This window comes from Cumulibacter soli (genome assembly GCF_004382795.1).
GTDB lineage: Bacteria > Actinomycetota > Actinomycetes > Mycobacteriales > Antricoccaceae > Cumulibacter > Cumulibacter soli.
In genome coordinates this window covers 184,140-203,490 of the sequence record NZ_SMSG01000007.1, presented here as the reverse complement: position 1 = coordinate 203,490, position 19,351 = coordinate 184,140, and the positions used below count along the sequence as shown (strand labels likewise).

General features: G+C 65.0%; 20 protein-coding genes, 1 tRNA gene and 2 pseudogenes. 9 read left to right on the top strand and 14 right to left on the bottom strand.

The annotated features are described in order from the left end of the window. Positions 1-120: 120 nt before the first annotated feature. Positions 121-2,013: an HNH endonuclease signature motif containing protein gene (locus tag E1H16_RS16230; protein WP_134324958.1), complete on the top strand. Its 1,893-nt coding sequence runs from the start codon at positions 121-123 to the stop codon at positions 2,011-2,013. Positions 2,014-2,177: 164 nt separating this feature from the next. Here the strand turns inward: E1H16_RS16230 and E1H16_RS16225 are convergent, their stop codons facing one another. The 3 genes from E1H16_RS16225 to E1H16_RS16215 all read right to left on the bottom strand — a co-directional run bounded on the left by E1H16_RS16225 (position 2,178) and on the right by E1H16_RS16215 (position 4,756). After that, on the bottom strand, positions 2,178-3,173 hold the full coding sequence (locus tag E1H16_RS16225) for a pirin family protein (protein WP_134324957.1): 996 nt from the start codon (positions 3,171-3,173) through the stop codon (positions 2,178-2,180). Positions 3,174-3,317: 144 nt separating this feature from the next. Further along, positions 3,318-4,118, bottom strand: a complete 801-nt coding sequence (locus E1H16_RS16220) for an enoyl-CoA hydratase/isomerase family protein (RefSeq protein ID WP_134324956.1) — start codon at positions 4,116-4,118, stop codon at positions 3,318-3,320. Next, on the bottom strand, positions 4,115-4,756 hold the full coding sequence (locus E1H16_RS16215; protein ID WP_134324955.1) for a VOC family protein: 642 nt from the start codon (positions 4,754-4,756) through the stop codon (positions 4,115-4,117). The genes E1H16_RS16220 and E1H16_RS16215 overlap by 4 nt, the downstream gene beginning before the upstream one ends. Positions 4,757-5,059: 303 nt before the next feature. On the opposite strand from E1H16_RS16215, the gene E1H16_RS16210 reads away from it, so the two are divergent. After that, positions 5,060-5,135 (top strand) — tRNA-Ala (locus E1H16_RS16210). A 226-nt stretch (positions 5,136-5,361) separates the two neighbouring features. Next, positions 5,362-5,532, top strand: a complete 171-nt coding sequence (locus E1H16_RS18480) for a hypothetical protein (RefSeq protein WP_166741805.1) — start codon at positions 5,362-5,364, stop codon at positions 5,530-5,532. Positions 5,533-5,736: 204 nt separating this feature from the next. Here the strand turns inward: E1H16_RS18480 and E1H16_RS19070 are convergent. From E1H16_RS19070 to E1H16_RS16180, 5 genes and pseudogenes are all read right to left on the bottom strand, one after another. Then, positions 5,737-6,840 (bottom strand): annotated as a pseudogene (locus E1H16_RS19070) (recombinase family protein); the annotation flags it as partial. A 159-nt stretch (positions 6,841-6,999) separates the two neighbouring features. Next, complete coding sequence (locus tag E1H16_RS16195) at positions 7,000-7,203, bottom strand: hypothetical protein (protein ID WP_134324954.1); 204 nt, start codon at positions 7,201-7,203, stop codon at positions 7,000-7,002. Next, positions 7,200-7,814 (bottom strand): hypothetical protein, encoded by a 615-nt coding sequence (locus E1H16_RS16190; RefSeq protein WP_134324953.1) that lies wholly within the window; start codon positions 7,812-7,814, stop codon positions 7,200-7,202. The genes E1H16_RS16195 and E1H16_RS16190 overlap by 4 nt, the downstream gene beginning before the upstream one ends. Further along, positions 7,814-8,275: a single-stranded DNA-binding protein gene (locus E1H16_RS16185; protein ID WP_134324952.1), complete on the bottom strand. Its 462-nt coding sequence runs from the start codon at positions 8,273-8,275 to the stop codon at positions 7,814-7,816. The genes E1H16_RS16190 and E1H16_RS16185 overlap by 1 nt, the downstream gene beginning before the upstream one ends. Before the next feature lie 81 nt (positions 8,276-8,356). After that, a complete protein-coding gene (locus tag E1H16_RS16180) occupies positions 8,357-9,001 on the bottom strand; it encodes a type IV secretory system conjugative DNA transfer family protein (RefSeq protein WP_208379110.1) in 645 nt (214 codons plus the stop codon). 14 nt (positions 9,002-9,015) lie between these two features. On the opposite strand from E1H16_RS16180, the pseudogene E1H16_RS16175 reads away from it, so the two are divergent. Further along, positions 9,016-9,258, top strand: a pseudogene (locus E1H16_RS16175) (IS256 family transposase); the annotation flags it as partial. Between the two features lie 61 nt (positions 9,259-9,319). Continuing rightward, positions 9,320-10,357, top strand: coding sequence for an IS110 family RNA-guided transposase (locus E1H16_RS16170; RefSeq protein ID WP_134324951.1), 1,038 nt, complete (start codon positions 9,320-9,322; stop codon positions 10,355-10,357). On the opposite strand, the gene E1H16_RS16165 is transcribed toward E1H16_RS16170, so the two are convergent. Beyond that, entirely contained in the window at positions 10,312-10,992 is a 681-nt protein-coding gene (locus tag E1H16_RS16165) for an ABC transporter transmembrane domain-containing protein (RefSeq protein WP_134324950.1), read from the bottom strand. The two genes, E1H16_RS16170 and E1H16_RS16165, sit on opposite strands and share 46 nt — an antisense overlap. Before the next feature lie 26 nt (positions 10,993-11,018). Next, complete coding sequence (locus E1H16_RS16160; protein WP_134324949.1) at positions 11,019-12,113, bottom strand: Gfo/Idh/MocA family protein; 1,095 nt, start codon at positions 12,111-12,113, stop codon at positions 11,019-11,021. A 205-nt stretch (positions 12,114-12,318) separates the two neighbouring features. On the opposite strand from E1H16_RS16160, the gene E1H16_RS16155 reads away from it, so the two are divergent. Both E1H16_RS16155 and E1H16_RS16150 read left to right on the top strand, forming a co-directional pair. Continuing rightward, the gene (locus E1H16_RS16155) at positions 12,319-12,927 is read left to right on the top strand and encodes a TetR/AcrR family transcriptional regulator (RefSeq protein WP_134324948.1); all 609 of its coding nucleotides are present in this window, start codon (positions 12,319-12,321) and stop codon (positions 12,925-12,927) included. A 60-nt stretch (positions 12,928-12,987) separates the two neighbouring features. Next, the gene (locus E1H16_RS16150) at positions 12,988-13,947 is read left to right on the top strand and encodes an NAD(P)/FAD-dependent oxidoreductase (RefSeq protein ID WP_134324947.1); all 960 of its coding nucleotides are present in this window, start codon (positions 12,988-12,990) and stop codon (positions 13,945-13,947) included. Positions 13,948-13,958: 11 nt separating this feature from the next. Here E1H16_RS16150 and E1H16_RS16145 read toward each other — a convergent pair whose 3' ends face one another. From E1H16_RS16145 to E1H16_RS18670, 4 genes are all read right to left on the bottom strand, one after another. After that, on the bottom strand, positions 13,959-14,405 hold the full coding sequence (locus E1H16_RS16145) for a GPP34 family phosphoprotein (protein WP_208379107.1): 447 nt from the start codon (positions 14,403-14,405) through the stop codon (positions 13,959-13,961). A gap of 152 nt (positions 14,406-14,557) precedes the next feature. After that, on the bottom strand, positions 14,558-15,217 hold the full coding sequence (locus tag E1H16_RS16140; RefSeq protein WP_134324946.1) for a MerR family transcriptional regulator: 660 nt from the start codon (positions 15,215-15,217) through the stop codon (positions 14,558-14,560). 27 nt (positions 15,218-15,244) lie between these two features. Then, the gene (locus tag E1H16_RS18675; protein ID WP_208379106.1) at positions 15,245-15,799 is read right to left on the bottom strand and encodes an alpha/beta hydrolase; all 555 of its coding nucleotides are present in this window, start codon (positions 15,797-15,799) and stop codon (positions 15,245-15,247) included. 26 nt (positions 15,800-15,825) lie between these two features. Beyond that, entirely contained in the window at positions 15,826-16,626 is an 801-nt protein-coding gene (locus tag E1H16_RS18670) for an alpha/beta fold hydrolase (RefSeq protein ID WP_208379105.1), read from the bottom strand. Between the two features lie 531 nt (positions 16,627-17,157). Here E1H16_RS18670 and E1H16_RS16130 point away from each other — a divergent pair. Both E1H16_RS16130 and E1H16_RS16125 read left to right on the top strand, forming a co-directional pair. Continuing rightward, the gene (locus E1H16_RS16130; protein ID WP_134324945.1) at positions 17,158-18,234 is read left to right on the top strand and encodes an alkene reductase; all 1,077 of its coding nucleotides are present in this window, start codon (positions 17,158-17,160) and stop codon (positions 18,232-18,234) included. Between the two features lie 126 nt (positions 18,235-18,360). Then, positions 18,361-19,323: a 3-hydroxyacyl-CoA dehydrogenase gene (locus tag E1H16_RS16125; RefSeq protein ID WP_134324944.1), complete on the top strand. Its 963-nt coding sequence runs from the start codon at positions 18,361-18,363 to the stop codon at positions 19,321-19,323. Positions 19,324-19,351 lie beyond the last annotated feature (28 nt).

Sequence of the window (19,351 nt, the reverse complement as noted above, 5' to 3'; positions counted from 1 at the left end):
GTTACTGCCGATCGTTTGTCTTCGCGTGGATTCGGTCGCTCGGATCGGAAAGTTGTCAGTGCATGTTGTTAGCGTGGATCGCAAGTATCACAGTGATCTAGACGCCAGGGGTGGGGCAGTATGACAATCACGATCCTCGAGAATCCGATGGTGACCTGCGAGGATACGGTGTCGGATGCTGCTGAGGATGAGCCGACGGCATTACCTGCCCTTGATTACGACTCGGCTGTGGAACTCGGGGCGCAGATTTCCGCGGGTGCCGCGCGCGTCGCGGCCGTCACGGCGGCGTGGGTAGAGATGGTCGGTGTATTTGATGCGCGCCGCGGACCGGACGGACTGCGGTCGGACATGTCCACGGCCCAATGGTTGGCGTACGCGTGCTCAATGAGTAGCGGTACCGCGCGTGAACACGTCCGGATTGCCCGCGCGCTGCGTAAGATGCCGCTCCTCGCGGACGAGTTCGGCCGTGGCGCGTTGTCGTTTTCGAAGGTGCGAGAATGCACCCGCCTCGTTGGGGTGATCGACGAAGGCAAATTAGTGGAGTGCGCGCGGAACTGGACGGCTGCCCAGCTCGAACGAGCGGTCCGTGGATACCGCGCCGGGCGGACTAACCGCTTAGTGCTGGAGAAGGCGCGTGCGCTGTCGTTCCGTCACCAGCCGGATGGGTCGGTGATTCTGAACGCGGTGTATCCGGCCGAGGAAGCCGCTGTCCTGATCGCAGCACTCGATTCCGCGACCACGCGTTACCGCACCGAGCAGCAACGCGCTCGCGCCCAAACACGCCTCGCCCTCGAGGATGACGGTCTCGGTGCCAGCAGCGAAACGGCCAGCGAAACTCTAGGTGCTGCAGATGCGGGCGACACCGGCGCGGCGAGCGCGGGCGATGGCGGGGAGGGTGCGGCGGCACCGACTAGTGACGTTCGAGGCGACCAGCAGGAGGCCGCGCCGACCTACGCGAGGGTTGATGCCCTGTTGGACGTTGCCCGCGGCTACCTAGCGGCCGGTCCTGCCGACACCTCCGGGGAAGACCGCGACCTTGTCGTCGTACATGTTTCGGCCAGCGAGTACGCCGCCACCGCAGCTGCGGTAACTGCGGGGACCCTCCAGAGACACGCCGAGCCAGAGGGTGAAGCGCAGGTCGGCGCGGAGGTCGCATGCGCGCAACTGCCTCCGTGCGCTCATCAGGACCTGGGCGCTCAACAGGGCGCGGGCGTTCCCGCGGGAACGCCTACGCCCGCCTCGCACCTGAGCACGCGTGATTCCTCGCCGTACTCCCCGGAGACGCGGCCGTCGGCGTGGATCGAGCAGACCGGTGCCGTGTCGGCCACGACGGCGGCGCGTATTGCCTGCACGGGCCTCGTGCAAGTTCTCGTCTCCGATGACCAGACCGGCGAGGTGCTGCACCTGGGCCGCGAGCGGCGGTTCGCCTCTAAGGCGCAGCGGCGCGCGATGATGGCTCGGGATGAAACCTGCCGATTCCCGGGATGTGTGCGGGCCGTACGGCTACACGCCCATCACCTGCAGCCATGGAGTCTCGGCGGGGTCACGGACATCGAGGCGATGATTCTGTTGTGCCAGCACCACCACGTGCTGGTGCACGCCGCCAGTATCACTATCACCAAGAACAAGCAGTCCCGCGGCTACACGTTCACCCGCGTTGGCGGGCACCAGATCACGGCGCAGCATCGCGATCAGTACAGCAGTGACCGGATCCCTCGATCCCTACCAGAAACACAGTTGGTGGATCGACTAATCGACGACACGAGGCTGATCGAAGAACCGATGACAGTGCGCGGAACGTGGGATCGCGCCGACCCCACGAGGATCGACGCCGACCGTGACTGGGATCTTCCCGTGACGATGCAACCTGTGCGAGAGTGCACCGACTTCCACCAATATGACCAGAACGTGTACCCGAAATGGTGCGGGGAGAAACTCACCGAAGGCGACTATTACGACGTTCTCGAGCACCGTCCGCTGAGCGAGCGGACCAATCGCAACGCTCGATACTGAATGTCCGCTTGGGTCGCGGGTGAATTCTTAGTCGACACCCTCCACGCTCGGCGCTGCAGGCGTTCCCGCGGGAACGCCTGAGCCTCGATCGCGGCATCGGGCAGCGCAGGTTACGTGCGATCGGCGGCACCTAGCGGAAGCGTCGATTGCCTCCTAAGTCCGCATCAGGTGCGGCCGAGGCGACCACGGGGGCGCAGGCGTCCGCCGGGCAGCGCGGGCGCGGGGAGGCGGTCGAGTTCGTCCTCGCGAGCGACGTACCCCTCAACCGCGCCGAACCGGTCGCTGTGCTGCTCCCACTCCTGGCGTGCCTGCGCGATCTCCTCGTGCGAGCGGGCGACGAAGTTCCACCACATCACGATTTCCTCTTCGAACGGCGTACCGCCGAGCAGCAGCAGGCGAGCGCCGTCGACGCCGGCAGTCAGCATGATTCGGTCCTGGCCGGCGTCGTGGCACGCGAGATCCGCCGGTGCCAAATCGATGTCGTCGAGCGTGAGCGATCCGGTGTCGAGCAGGACTGCATGTTCGAAGTCGGTGCGGATATCCAGCGTCAGACTGGTGCCCGGTTCGAGGTCAAGCTGAGCGCCTAGCAGGGGTGTATAGGTCGATACCGGCGAGGAGGTACCGGCCAGATCACCCAGGAAAACGAGGGCCCGCGCGGCGCCGCTGCTGGTCGTCAGCGCGATGGGCTCGGGTGCGAAGTGCGCGAAGTTGCGCGGTGCATCGCGACTTTGGAAGGGAAGCGCGACCCAAAGTTGGGCGCCGTGCAGCACCCTCGTCTCGGGCGTAGACACTTCCGAGTGGCAGATACCGGCTCCGCCGGTCATCAGGTTGACCTCGCCGGGCCGAACCAACCCGTGTACGCCGCCGCTGTCGCGGTGCTCGATCTCGCCCTCAAATAACCAAGAGACCGTCTGCAGGCCAATGTGGGGGTGCGGTGCGACGTCCATACCGCCGGTGGCGGCGACGTCGTCGGGACCATAGTGATCGACAAAGCACCACGCGCCGATGAACGAGCGCTCTCGATGCGGAAGGGTGCGACGCACCGCCATCGCTCGGGGACCGCCGAGTGGTACCTCCCGTCCGGCGAGAATCTGCCACTGCGCAGATCCGCCGCCTGGCCCGCAGTTCAATTCGACCGGACTGGTCTCGACGTTGCTCATCGTGTCTCCTTGCGTGCATCTGGCTGCGTGCATCGGGCGTGCGTCGGATCGAGTGCGTCGCGTGACAGGGACATTCTGCCGCGAAATGACGGTGGCGAGTTTGGCCGCGAATATACGGCCAAACTCGCCACCATGTCGGGTGCGCTAACGGTTCTTGTACACCGGATCGCGCTTCTCCAGGAACGCGGCTGCGGCCTCGTTGCGGTCCTCAGTCATCGAGGAGAGGATCTGCTGACGATTCTCGAACTCGACCGCCGCGTGGAACGACGGAATCTCCAAGGAGACCCACATGCCCTGCTTGGTCAGTTCGACGGAGAACGGCGGGTTGCTCATGATCTCGTCGGCCTTCGCGTAGACCGCGGCCATCAGGTCCTCGGGCTCGACGACCTCGGCGAGCATTCCCATCCGGTAGGCCTCGTCTGCGCTGAAGCGGCGGCCGGTGAGCATCAGGTCGTGCGCGTGACCGGCGCCGACGATGCGCGGCAGCAGCCACGAAGTACCGATATCGCAGGCGGAGAAGCCGGCCTTGATGAAGGCCACCCGGAAGACGGCCTCCGGTACCGCGACGCGGATGTCGCTGGCGAGCACTAGTGCAAGGCCACCGCCGGCAGCGGCACCGTTAACGGCGGCGATGACCGGCTTGGACAGGTCGCGGATCTTTTCAGCGCAGGACGCGATCTCTCGCTGGGTGGCCAGACCGCCGCGAGCGGGACCCCAGTCCTCCTTGTACGGATCGCCGTACCCCAATAGGTCGAGGCCGGCGCAGAAAGCGCGGCCCTCGCCGGTGAGGATGACGACGCGGACGTCCTGATCGGCGTTCGCGTCATCGAGCGCGGCGTGCAGTTCGGTGAGCAACTCATGCGTCATCGTGTTGAGTCGGTCAGGGCGGTTGAGACGCAGGAGGCGTACGCCGGGCTTGGGGGTCTCGGCGAGGATTGTGCTCATAGGGTGATGGTTCCTTTCGGGCCGGTGATTGTGGCGTGCAGTGCTGGTTCGTCGCCTTCTTCGGCGTCGATCGGCAACTTCATGTCGCGCAGTAGCGCGGAAATCTTGGCGGGCTCGGGCGAGATGACCTGGATGCCATCGAGGGTGGCCCGGGGGATACCGGAAGCGGCCGGGTGCGGCGTTTCGGCCCAGTCGATCAGGAACGGCGCGAGCCCGTGGAATGGCAGCGGGGAGCCGATCGCGAGCGTCCAGTGCAGATCGTTACCGGCTGAATCGACGCGCGACATCGGGTGGAGTTTGCCGTGGTCGACGCCGTGCCGCCGGCTCGCGATGAGGGCATGGTCGATGTCTCGGGGATGGACCGCCCAGGTGATGAGCCTGTTTTCGGTGAGGTGGGCGAGGCCGAATGGATCCTGGTGGCCTTCTGCGGGCGGGTTGTCGGGATCGAGCGCGATGATTTCAAGGTAACTGGTGTCGGAGAGCCCAAGGAGGTAATTGCGAGTTCCCAGGCCGATGTGCCGACCGCCATCGTCAGGGGTGACGCCGATCTGCTCGGCGATCGTAGTGACCGCCCGCTGAAGATCCACGGTCCCGTAGACGAGGTGGTCGATCATGTGCTGCGGATCGAACTCACTCATACGGGTATCTTCCGCGAGGGTTGCCTCAGTCGTAAAGCCCTTCCCAGTTGGTGGCTTACGCCAGTTTGACGCGGCTGTCCCGGTCGCTGGGGTTTCCGGCCCGATTCCTGTCCGGCCCGAATCTGCGGGGGAGTGGGTAACGCTCTGGACCGATTATCGTTACTCACGACCCCGCGGAACATTCGATTTGGGCGTCCGCTAGGCAGTTTCTGTCGTGACGTGAGCGGTATGGGCAGTGGTGCAGGCGACATCGCTCCCTGCTGTTCACTCCTTTGGCGCCGGTGGTATCTTTGTACGTCGCAAGGGGCTATGGCGCAGTTGGTAGCGCGTCTCGTTCGCAATGAGAAGGTCAGGGGTTCGAATCCCCTTAGCTCCACCAGTAGTTCGTTGTTCAAACCGGCGACGTTCCCGGTTTGAGTCCTCCTTTCGCTCCTCGGCCGGGTTCGGTCGAGGGCGAGAGTATGGATGTCGGGGTTGAACAGCACGTTGAAGGGCTGGCCTGGTTCGCCGTCGATGGTGTCGGCATCGGGCTTGACCCACAGTTTCTCGAAGAAGGCCTGGTTGGCGATCCGGCGCAGTGACTCGTCCAGGCTCATGTAGAGCTTGTGGCAGTCGCCCGCCAACGCGAGGCAGTCATCGAGGTGGGCTTTGGCTTGCTCGTACTCGTTGGAGGATGCTTCGATCTGCGCGTCGAGCCAGGCGAGCCGACGAGCGATGCGGTCTTGCTCGGTCTTGAGGAGGTCGATGGGGATCGCTCCGGCGTAGTGGGCTTGTAGCAGCTTCCCTCGCTCGTTCCGGAGCGTGTTGCGTTCCATCGTGTGCGCCTGGCGTTCCTGTTTCGCGGTCGCGTGGAGCCGGTCGAACTCCTCGGTGATGAAGGTGCGCAGCGCGGTGACAATGTGCTCGGGGATCTCGATTTGCCGGTAGTAGTCCTCCACGGCGGCTTCGATGTCGGGTACGAAGATGGACTTGCGTTCGCAGGTGGTGCGTTTGGCGTGCCGGCCCGAGCAGATGAAGTAGGGGTAGATGATCCCGCGGCGACTCTTGGCGTGGGTGAGGATGAGCCGGGAGTCGCACTGTCCGCAGTAGAGGGTGCCTTTGAGGTAGTGGTCGTGGGCTTGGGTCTTCTCCCCGGAGGTCTGCTTCGCGGTGAGCACGGCTTGCACGCGGTACCAGACCTCGGTGGGTACTAGGGGTTCGTGCATGCCGTCGTAGCTGGCGCCCCGGAATGAGACGGTGCCCTTGTAGTACGGGTTGGACAGCATCTTCTGGATCGAGGACAGCACGGGCGGCTTCGAGGGGCGTTTCGGCGTCGGGACGCTCATCAGGCCCCGGTCGATGAGGGCATCGTGGAGGGTGATGGTCGAGTAGTTCCCGGTGGCGTAGGCCTCGAACGCCCACCGCACCAGCGGTGCGCGGGCGGGGTCGATCTCGACGGTGCGGATCTCGCGGCCGAGTTCGTCGCGTTTGGTGACGTTGAGGTAGCCGATGGGGGCTTTGCCGTTGGTGCCGCCGGTGATCGCCTTCTCCGTCATGCCCTTGGAGACCTCGTTGGCGAGGTTGCGGCTGTAGAACTCGGCGATCGTGGACATGATGCCGTGCACCAGCATCCCCGACGGCGTCTCGTCGATGTTCTCTGTCGCCGACACCAGGATCACGCCGGCGTCTTTGAGCGCGAGGTGGATCGCGACGTCGTCGGCACGGTTGCGGGCGAGGCGGTCGATCTTGTGGACGATGCAGTAGGCCACATGGTTCTTCTTGACGTACTCGATCATCCGCATCAGCTCGGGCCGGTCCGCGGACTTCGCCGACGCCCCAGCGTCGACGAACTCTTCGACGACGACGGCGCGCAGGTCTCTTGCTTTGCGGAGGTTCGCTTCGCGCTGGGCGGGGATGGAGAAGCCTTCGTCGCGTCCGCCGCGTTCGGCCTGTTCCTTGGTCGAGACGCGCAGGTAGGACACGGCGAGAGTGGTGGTCTCACCGATCCGTTCCCAGTCGGTGTCGGTCGGCGACTGTCCGGTGAGAGCGTCCGGGCTGGCCGTTGCCGCTGGGTCTTGGGGGCGTGTGGGTGCAGTGATGGTCATGGGTCGTGTTTCCTATCCCCGATAGATGCGGGGCCAGCACGAGCAGGCGGGTGCCTGCGGGTGCGGTGCGACTCATAAACGGAAACACGACCCGACACAGGGTGCCGGGTAAGCCACGAAGGCCAAACATGACTGCGCACCACGACTGAGCCCTGGGGTTCAGTCGTCGGCGTCTTGCGGTTCTGGTTCTACCTCGCGCCCCTGACAGGCGGCAGGTGTGTGGTCTTCTCGTGCTCGGTTCATGGCCAGGCCGATGAACACTTGGGCGAGCTTGTGCAGGTCGGGCGACTCGCGCAGCTCGGCCTCCAGGTCGTGGTCACGCATCCGGGCCGGGAGGCGATCATCTGGCTTGGTGCGGCTCATCGGACTTCTCCTGTCTCTTCGTCGATGCTCGCGTAGAACTCGTCCTCGGATGCTTCCCGTGTGGCGACCTCGGCGAGCACGAAAGCGACGAACTCCTTCTCCCGGTGCGAAATCGCTACGTCCTCGACCGGTGGGGCGGGTTTCTCGCCGGGCCAGATCGTCTGCCGGGTCGGCCGGTCACGATCCAGCCGTGTGCCGGAGGCGGCGACCCAATCCCTCAGGCGCTGGCGGGCGTCAGCGAAATCGCGGTGCCATCCCAGGGGTGCGGAGCCGTCTTGCTCGGGGTCGTAGGCGCACAGCCAGTGCAGGTGCAGCGCCGACAGTTCCCACAACAGCTCGGGGTGATGGTGCCAGAACGGTGGGATCACCGAGGCCGGGAGCCCGTAGGTGTGGCGGAGCCAGTTCACCCACCGGTTCAGTTCCAGCCACTCGACTTCCAGATCATGCGAGAGCAGCAGGTTCCAGTTCACCGGATGCGGCGGCCCCGAAGCGTGTTCCTGTCGGGGGCGAGACTCCTCCTCATGGGTGGGCTCATCATCCGGGGGCACCTCACCCACCTGAGCATCCTCAGCAGGGATGTCGTCGGATGGGGTTTGATCGCGGGTGCTCATCACAGGCCGATCCCGCTCGCCGACGGGGCCGCCTGAGTTCGTTGCGGAGCGTCGAACGCGGTAGCAGCACGGCTCGGGGCTTCCTGTTCGACGGCGTCGCGTCGAGGTGACCGGTTCACGTCGTAGCGGGTGCGGGCCATGTCGTGCCCGAGCCTGCGAGCGACGAACTCCTCACCCTCGACCTTCTGGCCTTCCCGCTCGTACTCGTATTCGCGGACGTAGCCCTCGGCGACGATCTTGTCGCCCTTCGCCAGCCGCTGATAGCCCTGTTCGGCGGCGGCCTTGAACGAGACCAGGTTGTGGAACGTGGTCTCCAACTGGGTGAACGACCCGTCCTCTTCCGGCCGGTAGTGCTCCTTGCCGACCTTCATGAACAACCGCGCATCCCCGTGCTCGGTCCTGCTGAACTGCGGCTCCGAGGCCACGAACCCCGAAAACGAATCCTGAGTCTGAATAGCCATCAGCCTGCCTCCTCACTCACGCGACCCCACCTCTCGGGGCCGACCGTGAAGATCAGGTGCGCGGCCGCAACATGGCGGCGATCAGGCCTCGGCAGGGCCTTGCAAGAGGGTTTCGAGTTCGGTCCGGTCGGTCTTCAACTGCCCGGCATCCGTCCGGTTCGGCCAGGCGCGCAGGTCGGTGACGATCGGTGGCGCGGCACGCAGCAGGGTGACGCCGGTGCCGAACGGAAGGGTTCTGATCCGGTCGGGTGGGAGGATCGGCACCCGCCGGATCGAGCGCTGGTTCGAGCGGGTGCCGTGGTCTCCGAGAGTCACCGAATCGGTGAACTCGTCACGTTCCCCGATAAGGGTGGAGAGGTCTTGGAGGTCTTTCGAGTTGGAGGCGCCGCCGAGGATGATCTTCACGATCGAGGCATCCCAGATCGCGCCGGCCTGATTCTCGCTCCACTTATCCCGAGCCTGCGCGAGCGACTGCAACACCGGCATCGTCGTGATCCCCGTACCCCCACCCTCAGCCATCAGCGTCGGCAGTGACGGCAAAGGTGCGAGGTTCCCGATTTCATCGAGCGCCAACAACAGGGGTGGGTCGAGCCTGGCTCCGGGTGAGCGTGCGGCGACACGTCTCGCGGTTTCGACGAGGTCTTCCACGAACGCCGCCACCAACGCAGCGGATGCGCCGGCCCCCGCACCGGTGGCGAGGAGGTAGAGGGTGCCACGATCACGGATGAATGCTTCGGGGTCGAACGATCATCAAAAACCGCGGACATTTCCCGAACGATGTCGCCGTGGTGAAGCTGCTATGGCTAGCGATCTGCAACATCGAAGACAAACGCGCCCGTGAACGCGCCAAAGACCGTGGCAAACCAGCCAACCAGCGAGGCTCGAACCCGACACTGATCGAAGGCCGCGTCACGACCAACTGGAAACAAGCCCTCGCCCAACTCGCCATCGCCTACCCAGACCGAATCAACCCCTACCTATAAACACCAAGCCGACCGCCACTTACACAGACAACTTGACAGGCTCCACACGCATCCGTTTGTCATCGGCGTCGATACGCACGCTCGTAACCATGTCTACGCCCTCCTGCGTGCGGCCACCGGAGAGGTTCTCGACACCGGCGAGTTCCCGACGAACAGCGCGGGCATCAACCGCGCGATCGCCTGGGCGGCCCAGCGCACCGGCAAGGACAACGCCACGCTCTGGGTGATCGAAGGCGCCGCAACCTACGGCGCCATCCTCGCCGCCACCCTGGCTGCTCGCGGGCACTCACTGGCCGAAGCAGCGCGGATGGATACCGGTAACCGCCATGGCGTCGGCAAAAGCGACACCCTGGACGCGCACCGGATCGCTGCGGCCGTTCTCGGCCTCAAGGAGTACCAACTGCGCAGGCCCCGACTACACCAGGGAGTACGCGCTTCGTTACAAGTACTGGTCTCAGCACGAGAGTCGATGTCCGCTGAACGCACCCGCGCGATCAACGCGCTGACCGCCCTGCTGCGCATCCACGAACTCGGCATCGACGCCCGCACGTCGCTAAGCGCCAGCCAGATCAAGAACGTCTCACGCTGGCGCACCCGCGAGGAGCCCCTCGCCACAGCGACCGCTCGCAGCGAAGCCAGGCGTCTCGCGGAACGGATCATCACCCTCAACACCGACCTCACGACAAATCACGCTCGCGTCAGAGCACTGGTCGAAATCAGCGAGGCCGCCCCGCTGTTAGAAGAAACCGGTATCGGCCCCATCACCGCAGCGATCTGCCTAACGGCCTGGTCACATCACGGCAGGATCCGCTCCGAGGCCGCCTACGCCTCTCTCGCGGGAGTGAACCCGATCCCTGCATCCTCAGGCAACACGATCCGCCACCGGCTCAACCGTGGCGGCGACCGACGCCTGAACCACGCACTGCACACCGCCGCGCTGGTACGAATGACCCACGACCGACAGACCCGCGCCTACGTCCACAAACGCACCACCGAGGGCCGCACCACCCGAGAAATCCGCCGCTGCATCAAACGCTACCTCGCCAGACGGATCTACCGCACCCTCAACTCAACCACCCCAACGACCACCCCCACTTGACAGACATAGAAGGGTCGGAGCACTGCCTGACAGCGGGCGAACTCCACGATGGCGTCGTTGGCGGCGCCGATGGCCTCATCGACCGTGGCGTCGGCGACGGCGATCGCCCGGGTGCTGGCACGATAGACCAGCGCCAGGATCGGGATCGTGACGGCCAAGGCGAGGGCAAAGCGCCAGTCGAAGAACAGCATCGCGACCGTCACGGTCAGCGGCGTGACAATACCGGTGACCAGCGGGTCGAGCAGGTGCGCGAACGCGACGGTAATCTGACCGACGCCGGCGGTAGTCAGCTGGGTCAGGCGTCCGAGCCGGGCGGCGGTGAACCAGCCGACCCCGAGGGCGGCGAGCTGATCGCCAATGCGTCGGTACAGGGCACCGGTGCTGGTGGTCGCGGTCGAGAATCCGGCCAGCGCCTGCACGTAGTATGCGATGCCAGCCAGCAGCGCGATGCCGGCGAGGGCCAGACACCAGCCGATGGCGTCCGCGATGCGGTGCTCGACCACCGCGCGCAAGGTGGGCACGAGCAGGGCAAAGGTGATGCCTTGCAGGATCGCGGACGTGAGCACCGCGGCCAGGAATCGGTGGACCATCGGCCCGTGGCCGGGGCCGAGGACGTGGATCAGGCGGGTGATCATTCCGGGCCTCCGCTCCGGTCGAGACGTCAGTCGCGACCCTGGCGTTCAAGGCCACCGCTGCGCTCGATGACGTCGATTAGTTGGTGCAACTCGACCGCGTCGTCGAAGGTGGGGCTGAGGTGCGTGCCGGAGTTGAGATCCGAGGCGAGCCGCGCGTAGGCGCTGGCGATGCCCTGTGCTGGATGGTTGACGAAGCGGTCAGCGCCATACGTCGCTGGGACGGTCAGTTCATGCCCGGTTTCAGCGCCGGTCGCTCCTCTCAGGGTGAAGCCGTCTATCCCGGTGTAGCCCACGGGGCTGGTAAGGACGAGGTCGCCTTTGGTGCCGTTGATCTCGAAGTGGAAGTTCGTTCCTCGCGAGAAACCACCGCGGAAGTGGGCGGCGATGACGGGCCCGCTTTCCAACGTCCCGTTGACCACGAGCTGATCGGGGACGGACATGGGGAGAACCTCGCCCGTCTCATCGATCCTGACTGTTGCGCGTCGCGTGGCAAAGAATCCGTTCACATCGGCAAAGCGACTTCCGAGCACATGGAGCAGGGCGTCGATGGAGTGGGCGAACATCACATGCTGGAGCCCGACGCCGTTCTCCGGCGTGAGTGTGTACTCCTGGAGCTGGCTCATCGATTCACCAAGGATCACGCCGGCGCCGATCATGGTGCTGGACAGCACCTCACCGACATACCCGTCCCGAACGAGATTACGCATGTACGCGAAGGCGGGTGTCGCTCGGGCCTGCAGTCCGATCGCCGTTGTCACTCCCTTGGCGTGGGCGAGGTCGCGCATCCTGATCGCCTGGTCGATATCGATGCCCAGCGGCCATTCGCAGAAGACGGCCTTGCCTGCCTCGATAGCACTGGTGACAAGTTCTTCGTGTCGTGTGACCTTGACGGCGACGACAACCAAGTCGACCTCGGGATGACTGATCAAGTCCGCGGTGTTCAGCGCATAAGGCACGTCGTGCTTGCGCGCGGCAGCGGCCGCGAGCTCGGGATCGTGATGGCTCACCGCTCTGAGCTCAAGGTCTGGCAGCTGTTGCAGCGCGGGTATGTGGGCTGTCGTTGCCCAGCCCCGGTCAGGATGGACGCCGACGATGCCGACGCGAATGCGGTCTTGACTCATTTACTACGACCCGTTCTATGGACAAAAGTGGATGGTGCGCGGATGGTTGCTGTGTCTCTGACGCCCGCCGGAGGTCCGTCCACTGTCTGGACATCAGGGATGTGGCGGCGGCGTGGGACAATGGGAGTGGTCGGAACAGAGTTTGCATAGTCTTGCTCATGCTCATAACTGAGCGTAGTCATCTTTTATTCCAGGAGGGAGGAGCATGTCTCGTGAGGCACTCGCGCTCGGTCGACGAGAGCGGAACAAGCAGGCGAAGCTTGATCGCATCGTTGCGGCTGCCACCGAGCTGTTCACCGAGCGGAGCGTGGACGACGTCACCACTCAGGAGATCGCCGACAAGGCCGATATCGGTACGGGCACTCTTTTCCTCTACGTGAAGTCCAAAGGCGATCTCCTGCTCCTCGTCCAGAACGCCCGCTACGCAGCCGCGGTCGAACGAGGGCTCGCCGCCGCCGAGGAAGCGCCGAGCGCCCTGGACGCTGTGATCGCTCTCACCACTCCGATCGTGGAATGCAATCGGGCACCAATCGACAACGGGCGCACCTATCTGCGAGAGATGATGTTCGGCGACCCCACCGAACCCAATCGTGCCGCGGCGCTTTCCGTCGTCGGGCAGACCCAGCAGGCGGTTGCCCGCTTCATCGTCCAGCACACCGGCCTCGACGCGGACGACGCCGCCGTCCGGGCTCAGGTGATCTCAGCGGTCCTGTTCTTGACTATGGTTTCGCACGCCAGCCCGGAGTTCACCTCGTCTCAGGTCATTGAAGCTATCCGTGTGCAGATCTCGGCTGCGCTTCCCGCTGACAGTTGAGGCTAAGGCAACTGCACGAACGATCGGAATAGCGACCCAGGACGCGAGGTTCGATCCGACATGGGAGAAACGCTACGGGCAGCGACCGTCGTGGTGATCGGTGCGGGACAGGCCGGGCTGTCGGCGGCGTATCACCTGCAGCGGCGTGGGTTCATAGGCGTTCCACCCGCCGCATATGCGCGGATCGACGCCGCATTAGGCACACCATCCCAGGACACATCAGCACCGGGCACCTTCGTCGTGCTTGACGCGAACTCCGCACCCGGCGGCGCATGGCAGCACCGGTGGAAGTCACTCACGATGGCAACGGTGAACGGCATCTTCGATCTGCCCGGCCAGGCACAGCAACCCGCCGACCCGACCGAGGCTGCCCGAACAGCCGTACCGCGCTACTTCACGGGGTATGAGCACGATTTTGCTCTGCCCATCCACCGGCCCGTAAGCGTGACGTCGGTGCCCGCCTTACAGTTGCTGGAGGAGATCTCCCGCGACGCGACAACCTTTTGGTACACCCGCCGTGAACCCGTGTTCATCGAAGGCGAGTTCATGCCGGAGACCACCGGCCGCGCCATCATCGCCAAGGTCACCGCGGACGCGGAGGCCGGCCTCCCCGGGCGCAGCGTCGTCTCATACACGGGCATCACACCGACGTCATATGTGCAGGCAGCCATGGAGCGTGGCGTGCTTAACCGCCGCCCGATGTTCACCGCCATCGAACCCGCAGGGGTCCGCGAGGCAGCCGGAAACCTGACTCCGGTCGACACGATCCTGTGGGCCACCGGATTCCGACCGGCGATCGCCCACCTGGAGCCGTTGGGACTGCGCGGCACGCTCGGCGGTATCCCCGTTTCCGGCACGCAGGCGGAGAAGGAGCCGCGCCTGCATCTCATCGGCTTCGGGCCCTCCCAGTCGACCGTCGGCGCCAACCGCGCCGGCCGTGCCGCCGTCAGCGAGATCACTAAGGCACTCGATGCAAGGCTCGCCGCCGTGGTTGCGGCACGGGCCACCGTCGTCTATTGATCACACCGCGCTCAGGTGCGCGGCAGCACGACCGTCGACATCACAACGCTGTTGACGATCGTGGCCGTGACGGTGCACGCCACCGCTTCCGCGGCAGCTCCCGCGCCCGAGCTGCCCGTCTTGAGGCTCTCCGCGCGCTCGACCACGGCAGCGGTCCACGGGATGTCACGGTGAAACTGGGGCAGCCTCCCGCTGCCGTAGATGAGCGCCGCGACGGCTGCCACGCGAGGCATTGGCTCCGCACCGTCGACCAGGACGGCACGGACCTGAGCGAGGAGAACGTCACGGTGACCGCTGCCGCCGTACTCGAGCACGCCAGTATCGATGATGCCGAGCGTCTTACGGGTGCTGCATCCGGAGGTCCCCTCGATCGACGAGTCGATCCAACAGAGGCTTTCGCAGAGTCGGCCCCGTCGCCGCGAGGACGGTCTGCACTCCCCGAGGCTTGTCAGCGACATACGCCCACGTCCGATGGAGGAGATGATCCGCGGGAGGGGGAGAGCTTTGACGATGATTCACCAGTCGGGCTATCCGCTCTTGTCTGCACGTCATGGGCTTGCTCGTGCGCCAGGATGCTCGCATGCGCGAACACTTCCAGCTGGGCCGGGTTTTAGAGCTGGGCTGCTGCGTCAATGATCGTTTGCCGAGTGACATGCTCAGTCTTCGACAGGCGCGGGACGGGATCTCGGAGCCAGGAGTAGTCGAGGAGGGTCTGCGCGAGGAACGGTGCGAGCTCTTCGGCGAGACGCTGCTTCGTTTCCTCGGAGGCATCGGCCGGGAGGCTGTCGATCTCCGCGCCGACGGGGTCGGTGTCGGCTTCCACCATCTTCTGGAGGTCCGCGAGCGCGTCCTGGTCGTACAGCTTCGTGTAGATGTGGATCATCGACCGATCTGGCTCTGACAGTCGAGAGGCCACGGTCTCGAAGCCCGCTGGAGCGTCTGCGGGCGCATGACCACGAAGGATTGCGGCGATGTCGTCGCGAGCCTTCTGCTGACGTTCGATGCTCTGTCGGAGCTCGGCGTCGAGTGCATGCAGGGCGGCCGTCGCGCCGTCGGTACCGGCGCTGACGTCGCCGATCCGAGAGAGCGGCACACCGAGCTCCGCGAGTCGTCGGATGCGCAGGAGGCTCACCAGGTGTCGCACTTCGTACTTCCTGTACCCGCTGAGCTTTCGCTCAGGCTCCTCCAGCAGCCCGAGCCGGTGATAGTGACGCACGGTATTCTCGGTCGTGCCGGCCAGCTCGGCAAGTTCACGCGTGCTCCATGCCATGACGCCTCCGCATCGGACCGTTCGTTGTCAGAGGCGGCAAGTCGCATCCTCTGCAGGCAACTCGAGGTCGATCAGGTAGGCGGCGACGATCGCGTCGACGCAGGTGTTTCCCGCCGTGATCGCGCCGTGCTGCTGACCCTCGACGGTGAGGAGACTGCCGCCGAGCGTGTCCGCGAGGCTGATCCCTCCTTCGTGAGGGGTGAGGGCGTCTCCGGTGACGGAGACGGTCAGTGTTGCGGGAAGCCCTTCGATATCGGAGGCATACGGGTATCCGAGTGTCGGCTCGACCGGCCACCCCTCACACCAGTCCGGGCCCGCCTCGACGGGTCTTCCTGTATCGAAGATGGGAGCTGCGGCGAAGGCTTTCTCGACGAGCTCCACCTGATCCTCACCACTGAACCGTTCCTCGTCGAGGCAGTTAATCACCGACGTCGCCTCCGCCGCATCGTCGTAGGAGCCGTTTGGCGATCGTCCATGATAGAGGTCCCGCAGGGAGAGGAGGGTCTCGCCGCGCCCTTCGGCGAGCTCACGAAGACCGGCGACGACAGCGGGCCAGACGGCCTGAGAGTAAAGCCCCGTCACGACGCCATCGTGCGCTGCGACGAATGTCAGCTCGCGGCCGTCTCCGGCGGCAACCGGCTCGTCCTGAAGCGGCTGCACGAGCGCCTGGTACGCGGCGGTCGTCCCCTCGATGTCGTCACCAAGCGGGCAATCCCCTGCTCGACACAGAACGCGGCCAACTCATCGAAGGCGCGCTGCATGCCCGCCCACTGGTCTTGCCTACGTTCGAGAGTTCCCGTGCGTGGGTTCATCGCGCCGTCCAGGACGAGAGCACGAACGTTCTGGGGGAACATCTCCGCATACACCGCCCCAAGCCGAGTGCCGTAACTTACACCGGCGTACGTCAGCTTTTCGTCACCGAGAACTGCCCGAATGACGTCCAGGTCGCGCGCGACGTCACGCGTGCCCAGGTGGGCCAGCACATCGACGCCGCCCACGCTGTCCGCGCAGGCTTCGACGAGCGGCGGCGAATCCGGCCGGGTGAGCTGGCTCGCCGCCGTGGCGTCTACCTCCCGCTCGGCGTCTGTGAAGCAATCCACCGCGGGAACGGTCGCGCCGGTGCCGCGGGGGTCGAATCCCACGATGTCGAAGCGCCCCGTGACCGGGTTATTCGCCCACGCCGCAGCGGCCGATGCCGCGAACTCGATACCGGGGTAGCCGGGACCACCGGGATTCAACAACAACGAACCGATCGGGCCCTCGCTCCGAGCTGGAACGCGGAACATTGCGATCTGGCCGCTGTCACCTGACACGTCGGTGTAGTCCAGTGGCACCTCGATCGTTCCACACTCGCCGTTCACCGCGCTCCCCGCTTCGGGCACAAGAACGTCGCAGGGCTCGAAGGCCACATCCTGCTCATAGAAGCGGTCGAGCGAGGAGCCTGGGACGGGGCCGGGTTCGGCGTCTGGAGCCGGCGTGCACGCTGTCAACGCTAGTGTCGCCGAGGCTAAAGCCCCGAGCAAGGCACGACCCGCTCGACGGGACCGCGATGGCACTTTTCGTGAGGTTTGAGACGTCATAGCTCTATCCGAAACCCTGTCCTCAGAACGAGGTCAAGCCTGCGAAACGGATGGCCCCACTCCACCCCCTTCACGATCGCCCGGCCTTGGGCGATCGTGAAGGCCGCAGCCCGAGCAGTTCGTCGCCAAGATGGTGCCGTCAGTACGTGCACGTCCTCTGCTCTCAGCGGCAGGGTGCAAGGGGTCGAAAACATCTGTCACCTTCCGGGAATAGAATCTGAGTATCCTCAGTTACGAGTGTAGTCATTACCTTTCGGGATGGATCTGACCTCGACTGGGTCGGTCTCGACGGCGCGACACGACCTGGTGTCGCACCGAGGGTGATGACAACCCGCTAACCGCAAAGGAATGACTCAAGCAATGACCTCTTCGTCTATCTGGCAGCCCTACACGCTCGGCAGACTCAACCTCAGTCACCGTCTCGCTCTGTCGCCGATGACCCGAAACCGCGCGAATCCCGACGGGACACCGGGCAAGTTCGCCGCCGAGTACTACAGTCAGCGCGCATCCTTGGGCCTGCTGATCTCCGAAAGCACCCAGCCGTCCGACGACGGGCAGGGCTACCTGAGCACGCCCGGGATCTACGCGCCCGAGCATGTCGAGGGTTGGAAGGCGGTCACGGACGCCGTGCACACCGCCGGCGGACACTTCTTCATCCAACTGGCACACGCGGGTCGCATGTCGCATCCGGACAACACGCCGCACCACCGACAGCCCGTGGCGCCCTCAGCAATCTCTGCGGAACAGGACATGTTCACTCCGACGGGACTGCAGCAGACCCCGGTCCCGCGGGAGCTCACGGTCTCGGACATCCAGGACGTGATCGCCGAGTTCCGCCACGCTGCCGCGTCTGTGATCGCGGCTGGTGCCGACGGCGTGGAGATCCATGCCGGTAACGGGTTCCTGCCGCATCAGTTCCTCGCGCCCAACGCGAACACCCGTACCGACGAGTACGGCGGCTCGGTGGAGAACCGTGCGCGGTTCGCGATCGAGGTGGCGCGGGCCGTCGCGGACGAGATCGGCGCCGACCGCACGGGCATTCGGATCTCTCCGGCGATTCCCCTCGGCGGGCTCCACGAGGGCGAGGCGGCCGACGTGCGTGCTCAGTACACGTATTTGGTCGGTGAGCTCGCGAAGCTCGACCTCGTCTATCTGCATGTCTTCCACGTCGGCGACGACGAGTTGCTGCGCTCGCTCCGCGACCTGTGGCCGAACTCGGTCCTCGTCGTCCGCTACGGACGTGGTCGCGAGCAGATCGCCGACGACATCGAGGCTGGATTCGCCGACATCGCCCCTCTGGGGCAGTTCGCGCTCGCGAACCCGGACATCGTCGAGCGGCTCCGGACCGACGCCCCGCTGAACGACGTGGATCAGGCCACGCTCTACGGCGGCGACGACACCGGCTACACCGACTACCCGACGCTCGCGCGCAGCTAACCACAATCACGGGGTGGGCCGTCCCCAAATCACCTACCAGGCAGGGCGGCTCACCCCTTGACCCCGTCGATCCATCAGCCACAAGCAGGCGGCTCGGCACTATAAGAAAAGAAAGAAGAACGAATCATGTCCACTCTCAACCGACTGACGATGCTCGGTTCCGGCGTGCTCGGCGCCCAGGTCGCCTGGCACAGCGCGTTCAAGGGCAAGACCGTCGTCATCTACGACATCGCCGAAGAAGCGCTCGAGCGAAGCAAGATCGCGCTCGACGGATACGCCGTCATCTATCAGTCGGATCTCGGCGCCAGCGAGGCCGATATCGACGCAGCTCGCCAGCGCCTGACGTACACGACCGACCTCGCGTCCGCGGTCGCGGATGCGGACCTCGTGATCGAAGCCGTCCCGGAAGTCCCGTCGATCAAGTCTGGGCTGTACACCAGCCTGGCTCCGCTCCTCCCGGAGCGCACGATCGTCGCCACCAACACCTCGACGCTGCTGCCCAGCGACTTCGCCGCCGACACAGGCCGACCGGAGAAGTTCCTGACACTGCACTTCGCGAACCAGATCTGGAAGATGAATCTCGCCGAGATCATGGCGCACGAGGGAACCTCGCGCGACGCCATCACGCAGGCCGTCGAGTTCGCAATCGAGATCGGGATGGTGCCGATCCCGCTCCGCAAGGAGCAGAACGGGTATGTCCTCAACTCCTGGTTCGTCCCGCTGCTCAATGCGGCGCAGACGCTCGTGACAAAGGGGATCGCGACGCCCGAGGACATCGACCGAACTTACATGATGAGCGGCGCGAACCTCGGTCCGATGGGCTGGTTCGACGTAGTCGGAATGACAACCGCATACAACGTGATGTCCTACTGGGGTCACAAGAACGACGACGCCGATATGCTCTCCAACGCCGAGTACGTCAAGGAACATTTCGTCGACAAGGGACACCTCGGACTGCTGTCCGGCAAGGGGTACTACGAATATCCGAATCCTGCCTACCAGCGCCCCGATTTCCTCGCCGTACCCGAAATCGGGGCGGCACCCGAGATCGCGGCGATCGTCGGCTCGGCCTCAGCGGTTCTCCACTGAGTCAGCTCGCAGCGTCAGCCGCTTCCGC

What these genes read in the sequence shown, in the direction of transcription:
- E1H16_RS16230 (WP_134324958.1), top strand. Translation starts at nt 121, where the DNA reads ATGACAATCACGATCCTCGAGAATCCGATGGTGACCTGCGAGGATACG.
- E1H16_RS16225 (WP_134324957.1), bottom strand. Translation starts at nt 3,173, where the DNA reads ATGAGCAACGTCGAGACCAGTCCGGTCGAATTGAACTGCGGGCCAGGC.
- E1H16_RS16220 (WP_134324956.1), bottom strand. Translation starts at nt 4,118, where the DNA reads ATGAGCACAATCCTCGCCGAGACCCCCAAGCCCGGCGTACGCCTCCTG.
- E1H16_RS16215 (WP_134324955.1), bottom strand. Translation starts at nt 4,756, where the DNA reads ATGAGTGAGTTCGATCCGCAGCACATGATCGACCACCTCGTCTACGGG.
- E1H16_RS16195 (WP_134324954.1), bottom strand. Translation starts at nt 7,203, where the DNA reads ATGAGCCGCACCAAGCCAGATGATCGCCTCCCGGCCCGGATGCGTGAC.
- E1H16_RS16190 (WP_134324953.1), bottom strand. Translation starts at nt 7,814, where the DNA reads ATGAGCACCCGCGATCAAACCCCATCCGACGACATCCCTGCTGAGGAT.
- E1H16_RS16185 (WP_134324952.1), bottom strand. Translation starts at nt 8,275, where the DNA reads ATGGCTATTCAGACTCAGGATTCGTTTTCGGGGTTCGTGGCCTCGGAG.
- E1H16_RS16165 (WP_134324950.1), bottom strand. Translation starts at nt 10,992, where the DNA reads ATGATCACCCGCCTGATCCACGTCCTCGGCCCCGGCCACGGGCCGATG.
- E1H16_RS16160 (WP_134324949.1), bottom strand. Translation starts at nt 12,113, where the DNA reads ATGAGTCAAGACCGCATTCGCGTCGGCATCGTCGGCGTCCATCCTGAC.
- E1H16_RS16155 (WP_134324948.1), top strand. Translation starts at nt 12,319, where the DNA reads ATGTCTCGTGAGGCACTCGCGCTCGGTCGACGAGAGCGGAACAAGCAG.
- E1H16_RS16150 (WP_134324947.1), top strand. Translation starts at nt 12,988, where the DNA reads ATGGGAGAAACGCTACGGGCAGCGACCGTCGTGGTGATCGGTGCGGGA.
- E1H16_RS16145 (WP_208379107.1), bottom strand. Translation starts at nt 14,405, where the DNA reads ATGTCGCTGACAAGCCTCGGGGAGTGCAGACCGTCCTCGCGGCGACGG.
- E1H16_RS16140 (WP_134324946.1), bottom strand. Translation starts at nt 15,217, where the DNA reads ATGGCATGGAGCACGCGTGAACTTGCCGAGCTGGCCGGCACGACCGAG.
- E1H16_RS16130 (WP_134324945.1), top strand. Translation starts at nt 17,158, where the DNA reads ATGACCTCTTCGTCTATCTGGCAGCCCTACACGCTCGGCAGACTCAAC.
- E1H16_RS16125 (WP_134324944.1), top strand. Translation starts at nt 18,361, where the DNA reads ATGTCCACTCTCAACCGACTGACGATGCTCGGTTCCGGCGTGCTCGGC.